The sequence below is a fragment of the Microbacterium sp. PAMC22086 genome (assembly GCF_019443525.1).
Taxonomy (GTDB): domain Bacteria; phylum Actinomycetota; class Actinomycetes; order Actinomycetales; family Microbacteriaceae; genus Microbacterium; species Microbacterium maritypicum.
In genome coordinates, this window is record NZ_CP080380.1 from 2157062 (window position 1) to 2168872 (window position 11811).

Genomic DNA, 11811 nt, shown 5'->3' on the forward strand with positions numbered 1-11811 from the left:
GTGTCCTACGCTGGGGACATGACTTCCGATTCCGACGACGCCCTCAACTGGGACGGCGACGAGGCCCAGACGCCGAAGGAGCGCGCTCTCCCGCACGGCTGGAACGCCGTCGGCAAGGGCAGCGACGACGTGGGAACGATCGAGGACGACGGCACCGTGACGCCTGCGCCCGTCGACGAGCCGGTCGGCTTGAGCACGCCGATGCTGCTCCTGGTCGGAGTGGTCGGCGGGGTGTACCTCCTCTACACGATCGGCTGGATCGTCGGCGGGCTGCGACTTCAGCCGCTGGCGTCGTTCCTGGTCTCCGACGTGATGTTCCTGCCGTGGTTCGTCCTCGCGATCGCCGCGCCCGCACTGTGGTTCCTGGCGAGCTGGGTGCTTACGCGGGGGAGGGCGGCGTGGATCCGCGTCGCCGTGCTGCTCGCGGGAGTCGTGCTGCTCGTTCCCTGGCCCTTCGTCACCGTGGGGGTGATCGGATCATGACCACGTCGTCGACCGAAGCGCAGGTGTCTGCGGGTTCTCCGCGCTGGCTCGTCGGGCTCGTCATCGGCCTGGCGGGACTCTTCTACGCCTACGCCGTCTGGAATGCCGTGGCGCATCTGATCACGATGGCGCAGACCGGACTGACCGGCGGCGGGTGGGCGACCCTGTTGTTCGGCGTCGCTTTCCCCGCCATCGTGTTCGCCTTCGCGTATGTGATCGGTCGGCGGCGGCGAGTGGGCGAGCTCGCGCTCGTCTTCCTCGCAGGACTCGGTGTGGTCGCGGTGTTCTGGATGAGTCTCATCGCGCTGAGCCTCACCATGCCCAGCGCCTGAGCCGCCTGTCCTGCCGCGTCATACGGCACGGAGGCCCGCGTCCGCTCCGGTAGAGTTGACGCGATCGCGCCCCCATGGTGTGCGGCGCATCGGCCCCTGCCGCGCTGCCCCGAAGGATCCACTGTGCCGAAGCCTGTCGTGCTTATCGCCGAAGTACTCTCTCCCGCCACGATCGACGCTCTCGGTCCCGACTTCGACGTCCGCGACGTCGACGGCACCGACCGGGAGGCGCTGTTCGCGGCGCTCGCGGACGCGGACGCCGTGCTGGTCCGCTCGGCGACCCGCATCGACGAGGAGGCTCTGACTCACGCCCCGAAGCTGAAGGTCGTCGCCCGCGCGGGCGTGGGCCTCGACAACGTCGACATCAAGGCCGCCACCGCGGCCGGTGTCATGGTCGTGAACGCGCCGACCTCGAACATCGTCTCGGCCGCCGAGCTCACGGTCGGCCACATCCTCAGCCTCGCTCGCCGTATTCCCGCCGCGCACGCCTCGCTGTCCGCCGGCGCGTGGAAGCGCAGCTCGTTCACCGGCGCCGAACTGTTCGAGAAGACCGTCGGCATCGTCGGCCTCGGCCGCATCGGTGCCCTCGTCGCCGCCCGACTCGCGGCGTTCGACATGCGCGTCGTCGCCTACGACCCTTACGTCACCTCGGCACGTGCCCAGCAGCTGGGCGTGCAGCTGCTCTCGCTCGACGAGCTCGTGGCCGAGTCCGACTTCCTGACCATCCACATGCCCAAGACGCCTGAGACGACGGGCATGATCGGCGCCGAGCAGTTCAAGGCCATGAAGCCGACCGCCTTCGTGGTCAACGTGGCGCGCGGTGGGCTCATCGACGAGGAGGCGCTGCACGCGGCTCTCGTCGCGGGCGAGATCGCGGGTGCCGGCCTCGACGTCTTCACCTCCGAGCCCCCGGCAGAGGGGGGCACCGCCCGCCCGCTCCTGGACCTTCCCAACGTCGTCGTCACCCCGCACCTCGGTGCCAGCACGGAAGAGGCGCAGGAGAAGGCGGGCGTCTCGGTCGCGAAGTCCGTGCGCCTCGCGCTCGGCGGCGATCTGGTGCCGGACGCGGTGAACGTCGCCGGTGGTGTGATCGATCCCTACGTGCGCCCCGGCATCTCGCTCGTCGAGAAGCTCGGACAGATCTTCGCAGCGCTCGCGACCTCGCCGCTCACCAGCCTCGACGTCGAGGTGCACGGTGAGCTGAACGACTACGACGTGAGCGTGCTGAAGCTCGCGGCGCTCAAGGGCGTCTTCACGAACATCGTCAGCGAGACCGTCTCGTACGTGAACGCTCCGCTGCTCGCCGAGCAGCGCGGCATCGCGGTGCGTCTGCTCAAGGACGATGTGAGCGACGAGCACCGCAACGTGATCACGCTCAGCGGTGCCCTCTCCGACGGCTCGCAGCTCTCGGTCTCCGGAACGCTGACCGGTCCGAAGCAGACCGAGAAGCTGGTCGGCATCAACGACCACACCCTCGAGCTGCCGATCGAGAAGAACCATGTCGTGATGCTCTACACCGACCGTCCCGGCATCGTGGCCGTCTACGGCCAGAAGTTCGGCGAAGCCGGCATCAACATCGCGGGCATGCAGATCGCCCGTCAGGCGGCCGGCGCGCAGGCGCTCAGCGTGCTGACGCTCGACTCGCCCGTGTCGGAGGAGCTGCTCGAAGACGTGAGCGCCGCGATCGACGCCGACCTCTTCCGCCAGATCGAGATCACCGAGGTCTGATCGGCGACAGACGAAGGAGGGCGGGAGCGCGATGCTCCCGCCCTCCTTCGCGTTTCGACGGGTTCAGGCCGTCGCCTTCAGCACCAGTGCGATCAGCTCACGGAGTTCATCGCTGCGAGGGACCAGTCGCTCCGGTCCGTGCACATCGAGCGAGTTGTTGAAGTAGAGCCCGTCGCTGACGAGCATCACGAGATCGAGGCTCGCACTGTCGCGCACGTGCGGGCGAATGGTCTCCGCCCAGCGACGCCTCGTGTCGCGGAGCATGTCCGCCGCGGGGATCGAGCCGCCCTGTGCGAGGCGGGTCGTGGCGATCAGCACCCGATCGAGCGCGTCGTCCTCCATCACCGAGGTGCGCACGTAGTAGGCGACGGGGCCCTCGTCGGCAGTTGTCATGCGCTCGAGGTCGAGGGTCGTGAGGCGGTCCAGCCGCTCGACGAGCCCGGCCTCGAGCTCATCCTTCGACCCGAAGTGGTACAGCAATCCGCCCTTCGAGACGCCGGCCGCCTTGGCGGTGGCTTCGAGAGTGGCGGCGCGCTCTCCCTCTTCGATGAGGATCGCTTCGAAGGCGTCGAGCACCTTCTCGCGGGCGAGGGGAGGTCGGGGCATCGTGGATCCTCTGCACAGGGGAAGGGAGGGAATTCTGTTACTATACCATCCGGACGGTTCACTAACCGTGCGATCACGATCCTGAGAGGTGTTCCATGACCCGTACTGCGTCGATCCCGACGACAGAGACGGATGCTCCCCGCGTCGGAGCCCGCGGCTGGGCGGCGCTCGTCGTCCTCATGCTGCCGGTGCTGCTGGTCTCGGTGGACAACACGGTGCTGAGCTTCGCGCTCCCCGAGATCTCCATCGCGCTCGCCCCCACGGGCGCGGAGCAGCTGTGGATCATCGACGTGTACCCCCTGGTGCTCGCCGGACTCCTCGTCACGATGGGCACGCTGGGCGACCGCTTCGGTCGACGCCGGATGCTGCTGATCGGAGCGACCGGCTTCGCCGCGGTCTCCGCCCTCGCGGCGTTCGCACCGACCGCCGGGCTGCTCATCGCCGCCCGCGCGCTCCTGGGCTTCTTCGGCGCCATGCTGATGCCGTCGACGCTCTCCCTCCTGCGTTCGATCTTCCAGAACCGCGACCAGCGCCGCATGGCCATCGCGGTGTGGGCCTCGGCGTTCTCCGCCGGGTCGGCGCTGGGCCCGATCGTGGGCGGCATCCTCCTCGAGCACTTCGCCTGGGGATCGGTCTTCCTGATCGCCGTTCCCGTGCTCATCCCGTTGCTCATCGCCGCGCCGCTGCTGGTCCCGGAGAGCCGTGACCCGAACCCGGGTCGGATCGACCTGATCAGCATCGCGCTGTCGATGGCGACCATGATCCCGGTGGTCTACGCGATCAAGTCCCTGGCGGTGGACGGCCCGAGCCTCACGGCCGGCGCGTGGGCACTGCTCGGCTTCGGGATGGGCTACCTGTTCGTCCGTCGCCAGCTGCGGGTGAAGAGCCCGATGCTCGACATGGCGCTGTTCCGTCGCGGTTCGTTCTCCGGGGCGATCCTGGTGAACCTGCTCAGTGTCGTCGCACTCGTCGGCTTCCTCTACTTCGTGTCGCAGCACCTGCAGCTCGTCCTCGGGCTGTCACCGATGATGGCCGGTTTCGCGCTGGTCCCCGGCATGCTCGCGATGATCGTCGCCGGGCTCTCGGTCGTGCCGGTCTCGCGTCGGGTGCCTCCGCACATCGTCATCCCCGCCGGGCTGGCGTTCTCGGTGGCCGGATACCTCATCGTGGCGTTCACGACGCATGAGCACGGTGTCCTGCCGCTCGTGGTGGCGTTCGTGGTGCTCGGTATCGGCATCGGCGCGGCGGAGACGATCTCCAACGAGCTGATCCTGTCGAGCGCTCCCGCGGCCAAGGCGGGGGCGGCGAGTGCCGTGTCCGAGACCGCGTACGAACTGGGCGCCGTGCTGGGCACGGCCGTCCTTGGCGGCATCATCACCGCCTTCTACCGCGGGGCGCTCGTGCTTCCGGAGGGGCTGCCTGCCGACGTCGCGCATGCGGCGGGCGAGACGCTCGCCGGTGCCTACACCGCCGCTCAGGAGCTGCCCGATCAACTCGGGACCGCGTTGTGGGATGCCGCAGCCTCGGCGTTCGGCTCCGGCGTGATGGTGACGTCGCTCATCGGTGCGGGGCTCGTGGTCGTCGCAGGCGTGATCGCCGCCGTCACACTGCGCAAAGCCCCCTCGCACTGACCAGTACGCTGGGAGGACCGGCTCGTTCGCCCCGCGGCGGGCGTGGGCCGGTCCATCCCCGTGCAGTGCGCAAGGAGTCTCATGTCGCGTGTCGTGAAGCTGGCCGTCATCCCCGGTGACGGCATCGGTCCCGAGGTCATCGCCGAGGCGGAGAAGGTGCTCGACGCCGTCACCGCCGACAGCGGAGTGGTCTTCGACAAGACCCGCTTCTCGCTCGGTGCCGGCCGTTTCCTCGACACGGGGGAGACCCTCACCGATGACGACCTCGCCGCGATCGCCGCGAACGACGCGATCCTGCTGGGCGCGGTCGGCGGAAAGCCGGGCGACCCGCGTCTCAAGGACGCCAACATCGAGCGCGGTCTGCTCCTCAAGCTGCGCTTCACGCTCGACCACTACGTGAATCTGCGGCCGTCCAAGCTCTTCGCCGGCGCCCCGGGCCCGCTGTCCGACCCGGGTGAGATCGACTTCGTCGTGGTGCGTGAAGGCACGGAGGGGCCGTACGTCGGCAACGGCGGCGCGATCCGCGAGGGGACACGGCAGGAGGTCGCGAACGAGACCTCGGTGAACACCGCCTTCGGCGTGGAGCGCGTGGTGCGCTACGCGTTCGATCTCGCCGAGCGCCGCCGCAAGAAGGTCACGCTCGTGCACAAGACCAATGTGCTCGTGCACGCGGGGGCCATCTGGCAGCGCATCGTGAACGAGGTGGCAGCCGAGCACCCCGACGTCGTCGTCGACTACCTGCACGTCGATGCCGCCACGATCTTCCTGGTCACCGATCCCTCGCGCTTCGACGTGATCGTGACCGACAACCTGTTCGGCGACATCCTCACCGACCTCGCTGGTGCCGTCACGGGCGGCATCGGTCTCGCCGCGTCGGGGAACATCAACCCCGATGGCGCCTTCCCGTCGATGTTCGAGCCCGTGCACGGCTCGGCACCCGACATCGCGGGGCAGCAGAAGGCCGATCCCACCGCTGCGATCCTCTCGATCGCGCTGCTGCTGGACCACCTCGGCCTCACCGAGGAATCCGCACGTGTGAGCGCGGCGGTCGAGGCCGACATCGCCGCCCGCACCGCGGCTCGCACGACGGCGGAGATCGGCTCCGCGATCACTGCACGCCTCTGACTGCAGGCGTAGGCTGAACGGGAGCGAGGATGCGCCCACCCACGAGGAATGGATGATGAGATGACGACCATCGATGCCGAGGCGACCGTGGCTCCCCTGGAGTTCGCCGTCACGAAGAACCTGACCGCAGCGTCGCCCGCACGGCTGGCCGAGGTGCTGGAGAACCCGGGCTTCGGCGTGGTCTTCACCGATCACATGGTCGACATCTGCTGGTCGGCCAAGGGCGGCTGGCACCGTCCGCGCGTGCAGCCGTACGGCCCGATCCCGCTCGACCCCGCAGCGTCCGTGCTGCACTACGCGCAGGAGATCTTCGAGGGCATCAAGGCCTACCGTCACGCCGACGGCTCGATCCACACGTTCCGCCCTGACCGCAACGCCGCGCGCCTGCAGGCCAGCGCCCGCCGCCTCGCGCTGCCCGAGCTTCCGACCGAGTACTTCATCCAGTCGCTGCGCGAGCTCATCGCCGTCGACGGACGCTGGGTGCCCACGGGTGCCGACCAGAGCCTCTACCTGCGTCCGTTCATGTTCGCCAAGGAGGCGTTCCTGGGCGTCCGCGCCGCGCAGAAGGTCGCGTACTACGTGATCGCCAGCCCCGCAGGTGCCTACTTCTCCGGTGGAGTGAAGCCGGTGCGCATCTGGCTCTCCGAGGAGTACGCTCGCGCCGGCAAGGGCGGCACCGGCAAGGCCAAGACCGGCGGCAACTATGCATCGAGCCTGCTCGCGCAGAGCGAGGCCAGTGCCAAGGGCTGCGACCAGGTCGTGTTCCTCGACGAGAAGCGCAACGTCGAGGAGCTCGGCGGTATGAACGTCGTCTTCGTCTTCAAGGACGGGCGCGTCGTCACCCCCGAGTCCGACAGCATCCTCGAGGGCATCACCCGCGACTCGCTGCTACAGCTGGCGGAAGACCGCGGCTACACGGTGGAGAAGCGGCCGATCTCGATCGACGAGTGGCGCGAGGGTGTCGCGTCGGGCGACATCGTTGAGGTGTTCGCCTGCGGCACGGCCGCCGTCGTCACCCCGATCGGCGCTCTCGTGGGCGACGGGTTCGACGAGCCGCAGCCGCTGGGCGAGCTCGCGCTCTCGCTGCGCGAGGAGCTCACCGACATCCAGTACGGCCGCCGTGAGGACAAACACGGCTGGCTGCTGCGCCTCGACGCCTGAGTTTCCAGTTGCCGAGACCCACGTTCCCCGCCGAGACCTACTCTGTGTTTCTTCCGGGAGGGTGGGTCTCGTCGCGTGCCGGGGGTCTCGGCGACCCCCGGGCGCGCTCGGTAGGCTGGATCCCATGAAGATCGCCCGGTTCAGCCACGACGAAGCCATCATGTACGGGATCATCGACGAGCGCGAGCTCGTGGTGCTCGCCGGCGACCCGATGTTCACCGGGTACGAGACCACCGGCGCTCGGGTGCCGCTCGCGGATGCCGCCCTGCTCGCCCCGGTGATCCCGCGGTCGAAGGTCGTCTGCGTCGGCAAGAACTATCACGATCATGCCGCCGAGATGGGGGGAGAGGCTCCTGAGGAGCCCCTGCTGTTCCTCAAGCCGAACACCGCGGTGATCGGCCCCGGAGATGCGATCGTGCGGCCGACGCTCTCCGAGCGCACCGAGTACGAGGGCGAACTGGTCGTCGTGATCGGCAAGATCGCGAAGAACGTCAAGGCCGAGAATGCGCTCGATTACGTGCTCGGCTACACGATCGGCAACGACGTGACCGCTCGCGACCTCCAGCGCAAGGATGGTCAGTGGTCGCGCGCGAAGGGCTTCGACACGTTCTGCCCGCTGGGACCGGTTATCGAGACCGACTTCGACCCGGCGAACGCGACGATCGAGACGCGCGTGAACGGCGAGGTGCGCCAGCATGCCCCGCTCACCGACATGATCCACTCGGTACCGGCGATCATCGAGTACGCCTCGGCCGTGTTCACCCTGCTCCCCGGCGATGTCATCATGACCGGCACCCCGGCCGGTGTCGGCACGTTCGCGGCCGGTGACGTCGTCGAGGTCGAGATCTCGGGATTGGGCATTCTGCGCAACACCGCGCGCGACGCCGTTCCCGCGTCATGACCGATGTCGCCCTGACGGCGGCGCAGCAGACGGCGGTCCAGCGGCGCACCGTGCTGGTGCTGTCGTTCGGGCAGGTGCTCGGCGGCATCGCCTTCGGGGCCACGGTCTCGCTCGGCGCGCTTCTTGCTGCCGACATCTCGGGGAACGACGCGCTCTCCGGTTTGGCGACGGCTTCCGTGACGCTGGGAGCGGCGGCGTGTGCCATCCCGCTCGCCCGCCTCGCCGCGCGCGTCGGACGCCGTCGCGCGCTCACGCTCGGCAACCTGTTCGCGCTGGTCGGCATCGCGGTGGTGATCCTCGCCGCTGCCCTGCGGATCTTCCCCCTGCTGCTCGCCGGGATCCTGATGATCGGCGCAGGCAATGCGGGAAACCTCCAGTCGCGATTCGCGGCGACCGATCTCGCCGCCCCGCAGCACCGAGGCCGCGACCTGTCGATCGTCGTCTGGTCGACGACCATCGGCGGTGTCGCCGGCCCACTGCTGCTGGGCCCTGGGGAGATCGTCGGGCAGGCGGTCGGGATGCCACCGCAGACGGGCTCGTATCTGTTTTCCTTCGTCGCGCAGTGCGCGGCGCTGCTGCTCTACATCGTCGCGCTGCGTCCTGATCCGCTTCTGGCGGCCCAGCGGCTCGCGAAGGCGTCGACCGCGGCCGCCGGAGCGGTGGCGGTGGATCGCCCGCGGGTCGCCCGCTATGCGATCTTCGCGATCGCCGGCTCTCATGTGGTGATGGCCTCGGTCATGGCCATGACTCCGGTGCACCTGTCGCACATGGCCCACGGCGCCGGGGGCATGGCCGCGAGTCCGGCAGATGTCTCGGCGCTCGTGGGGATCACGATCGCCCTGCACGTCGGTGGCATGTACGCGCTGTCCCCGGTCTTCGGTGTGTTGGCCGATCGATGGGGCCGACTGCAGGTCGTTCTGCTCGGACAGGTACTGCTCGCCGGAGCTCTCGCGTTCGCCGTGTTCACCGGTACGGAGGCGTGGGGCGTGATGGTGGCCCTCATCCTGCTGGGGCTGGGGTGGAGCGCGGCGACGGTTGCCGGCGCCGCACTGCTCACCGAGGCTTCGGCGCCCGAGCTGCGCACCCGCAGGCAGGGGCGCAGCGATTCGCTGATGAGCCTCTCGGCTGCCGCCGGGTCTGTGCTTGCCGGTGTGGTGCTGTCGAACTTCCAGTACTCGGGACTCGGCATCGCGGCTTTCGTCCTGGTCGTCGTGATCGTAGCGCTCTCCCCGCTCGCCCGCTCCGGCGTCCGATGAAGGACTGGGTCGGCGTCGGCGAGGCATATTCCGCTTCCTACGCCGCACTCTGCGCAGGGACCTTCTCGACGATGCAACGCGCACTCGGCGCACCGGGAGGGCGCAGCCTGCTCGATGTCGGCGCGGGCGACGGCAGGCTCGCTGCACTGTGGGCGGAGACGGGATGGAGCGTCCAGGCGTGTGAGCCGGAGGAGTCGATGCGGAGGGTGTCCCGCCGCGAACGACCGCAGGTCGACATGCTCGATGCGGGGCTGCCGGATCTGCCGTTCGCCGACGGTGCCGTCGATGTGGTGGTCGCGAACTTCGTCCTGAACCATGTCGCCTCTCCACGCAGGTCAGCCGCCGAGCTGCGGCGCGTGAGCCGTGGCGCCGTGGTCGCGACGACCTGGACGCTCTCGCCCTCCTGGTTCTGGGCAGAGGTCACCGAGCGCGCGTGTGTGGCCCCGTTCGCCGGTGCGAAGCTCCCGGCCGACGAGGATTTCGAGCGGACCGCCGACGGTTTCGCGCGGATGCTGCGGGACGCGGGTCTGGAGCGGGTGGTGATCACCGAGCACGGCTGGACCTGGAACGCGGACCCGGATCTGCTCTGGTATTCGGTCGAAGGGGGCGTCGCCGGGGCCGGTGCTCTCTACGCCCGGCTCGACGCCGATGATCGTCGGCGATTCCGTGCGGCGTTCGAGCGCGTCGTGGATGAGCGCGCTGCGCACGGCGCGCTCCCGCTCGAGCATCGTGCAGCCGTGGCTGTGAGCACATTTTCCTGAGGGCCCTCCGCCCACCCGCGATGCGACGGCCGTCCCCGTAGAATCGAAGGGCTATGGCTACCCCTCACCCCCTCACCACGACTGTCAGTGGTGCCGACGTCCGCGTCCGCTTCTGCCCCTCGCCGACCGGACTGCCGCATGTCGGCATGGTCCGCACGGCTCTCTACAACTGGGCGTACGCCCGTCACAACGGCGGGAAGATGGTGTTCCGCATCGAGGACACCGACGCCGCCCGTGACAGCGAGGAGAGCTTCCGCCAGCTGGTCGATGCTCTGACCTGGCTCAAGATCGACTGGGATGAGGGCGTCGAGGTCGGCGGACCGCACGCTCCGTACCGGCAGTCCGAGCGTCATGACATCTATCGCGAGGTGATCGACAAGCTCATCGCCACGGGCGCCCTCTACGAGAGCTTCTCCACGGCCGAGGAGATCGACGCGCGCAACGAGGCCGCAGGCCGTGCCAAGCAGCTCGGCTACGACAACTTCGACCGCGATCTCACCGACGAGCAGAAGGAGGCGTTCCGCGCCGAGGGTCGCCAGCCTGCGCTGCGCCTACGGGTACCGGACGAGGACGTCACCTACGTCGACCTGATCCGCGGCGAGGTCACCTTCCCCGCCGGCTCGTTCCCCGACTTCGTGGTCGTGCGTCCGAACGGCGTGCCGCTGTACACCTTCGTGAACCCGGTCGACGACGCCCTGATGGGTATCACCCACGTGCTGCGTGGCGAGGACCTCATGCCCTCGACCGCACGCCAGCTCTCTCTGTACGCCGCGCTCATCGACGCGGGCGTCACGACGTTCGTGCCGCGCTTCGCGCACATGCCCCTGGTGTTGGGAGAGACCGGCAACAAGAAGCTCTCCAAGCGCGACCCGCAGGCCGACCTGTTCCTGCACCGGGACCGCGGCTTCATTCCCGAGGGGCTGCTCAACTACCTCGCGCTGCTCGGCTGGTCGATCGGTCCCGACCGCGACGTGTTCTCGCTCGACGAGTTCACGGCCGCGTTCGACATCGTCAACGTCAACCCGAACCCGGCCCGTTTCGACCAGAAGAAGGCCGAGTCGATCAACGGCGACCACATCCGGATGCTGGGGGAGAAGGACTTCGCCGAGCGCACGATCCCGTATCTCGCCGCGGCCGGTCTGTTCGACGAGCCCACGCACGAGCAGCTGGTGACGGCCTTCCGCGTCGCACCTCTCGTGCAGGAGCGCGTGCAGCTGCTGGGCGAGGTCCCCGGCATGGTGGGCTTCCTGTTCGCCGACGAGGTCACGTACGCCGAGGATGCGCTCAAGGGGCTGCCGGCGAACGCCGCCGAGGTGCTCGATGCCTGCGTCGTCGCGCTCGAGCCGCTGGAGGAGTTCACGCCGGAGAAGATCCAGGAGGCCCTGGCCGCGGAGCTGGTCGAGAAGCTCGAGCTCAAGCCGCGCATCGCCTACGGCCCGCCGCGCGTGGCCATCACGGGCCGCCGGATCTCCCCGCCGCTGTTCGAGTCGATGGAGCTGCTGGGCAAGGAGGAGTCGCTTCGTCGTCTGCGCTCCCTGTCGGCGTTCCTCGCCAGCTGAGGCGCGACGCGCCCGGGCGGCGGATCACGGCCCACCGGTTTTGGTGTTCCGCCGCCGCTCGGGTAGGCTTGATTCTCGGTGCGAGGCTCAGGTTTCGCCCTTGGGGTATGGTGTAATTGGCAACACGACGGTTTCTGGTTCCGTTATTCTTGGTTCGAGTCCAGGTACCCCAGCAAGTCGAAAACCCCCGCTCAGGCGGGGGTTTCGTCGTTTCCGGACCAGTATCGCCAGAGCAGTTCGGCTGCGTGTCCACCGCGACGACGAAAGC

The 11811-nt window shown here is 68.8% G+C and carries 11 protein-coding genes and 1 tRNA gene; 11 read left to right on the forward strand and 1 reads right to left on the reverse strand.

The window, feature by feature from the left end; genetic code table 11:
- Positions 1 to 18 precede the first annotated feature (18 nt).
- The 3 genes from KY497_RS10745 (at position 19) to serA (ending at position 2543) form a co-directional block, all read left to right on the forward strand.
- Complete coding sequence (locus tag KY497_RS10745; protein WP_167497379.1) at positions 19 to 483, forward strand: hypothetical protein; 465 nt, start codon at positions 19 to 21, stop codon at positions 481 to 483.
- Complete coding sequence (locus KY497_RS10750) at positions 480 to 815, forward strand: hypothetical protein (protein WP_127482447.1); 336 nt, start codon at positions 480 to 482, stop codon at positions 813 to 815. The genes KY497_RS10745 and KY497_RS10750 overlap by 4 nt, the downstream gene beginning before the upstream one ends.
- 123 nt (positions 816 to 938) lie before the next feature.
- Positions 939 to 2543: a phosphoglycerate dehydrogenase gene (gene serA / locus KY497_RS10755; protein WP_219869019.1), complete on the forward strand. Its 1605-nt coding sequence runs from the start codon at positions 939 to 941 to the stop codon at positions 2541 to 2543.
- Positions 2544 to 2606: 63 nt separating this feature from the next.
- Here the strand turns inward: serA and KY497_RS10760 are convergent, their stop codons facing one another.
- On the reverse strand, positions 2607 to 3149 hold the full coding sequence (locus KY497_RS10760; protein ID WP_141385946.1) for a TetR/AcrR family transcriptional regulator: 543 nt from the start codon (positions 3147 to 3149) through the stop codon (positions 2607 to 2609).
- A 95-nt stretch (positions 3150 to 3244) separates the two neighbouring features.
- Here KY497_RS10760 and KY497_RS10765 point away from each other — a divergent pair, with 95 nt between their 5' ends.
- The 8 genes from KY497_RS10765 (at position 3245) to KY497_RS10800 (ending at position 11716) form a co-directional block, all read left to right on the forward strand.
- On the forward strand, positions 3245 to 4780 hold the full coding sequence (locus KY497_RS10765; protein WP_141385947.1) for an MFS transporter: 1536 nt from the start codon (positions 3245 to 3247) through the stop codon (positions 4778 to 4780).
- Between the two features lie 81 nt (positions 4781 to 4861).
- A complete protein-coding gene (locus KY497_RS10770) occupies positions 4862 to 5905 on the forward strand; it encodes a 3-isopropylmalate dehydrogenase (protein WP_219869020.1) in 1044 nt (347 codons plus the stop codon).
- Between the two features lie 60 nt (positions 5906 to 5965).
- On the forward strand, positions 5966 to 7066 hold the full coding sequence (locus KY497_RS10775) for a branched-chain amino acid aminotransferase (RefSeq protein WP_055873161.1): 1101 nt from the start codon (positions 5966 to 5968) through the stop codon (positions 7064 to 7066).
- Positions 7067 to 7190: 124 nt separating this feature from the next.
- Positions 7191 to 7967 carry a fumarylacetoacetate hydrolase family protein gene (locus KY497_RS10780; RefSeq protein WP_017830796.1) on the forward strand — a complete coding sequence of 259 codons (777 nt, stop codon included), beginning with the start codon at positions 7191 to 7193 and terminating at the stop codon, positions 7965 to 7967.
- A complete protein-coding gene (locus KY497_RS10785; protein WP_219869021.1) occupies positions 7964 to 9223 on the forward strand; it encodes an MFS transporter in 1260 nt (419 codons plus the stop codon). Before KY497_RS10780 ends, KY497_RS10785 begins: the two co-directional genes overlap by 4 nt.
- A gap of 71 nt (positions 9224 to 9294) precedes the next feature.
- Entirely contained in the window at positions 9295 to 9984 is a 690-nt protein-coding gene (locus KY497_RS10790) for a class I SAM-dependent methyltransferase (protein WP_258185674.1), read from the forward strand.
- Between the two features lie 53 nt (positions 9985 to 10037).
- A complete protein-coding gene (gene gltX / locus KY497_RS10795) occupies positions 10038 to 11543 on the forward strand; it encodes a glutamate--tRNA ligase (protein WP_055868629.1) in 1506 nt (501 codons plus the stop codon).
- A 101-nt stretch (positions 11544 to 11644) separates the two neighbouring features.
- Positions 11645 to 11716, forward strand: a tRNA-Gln gene (locus KY497_RS10800).
- The last annotated feature ends 95 nt before the right edge of the window (positions 11717 to 11811 follow it).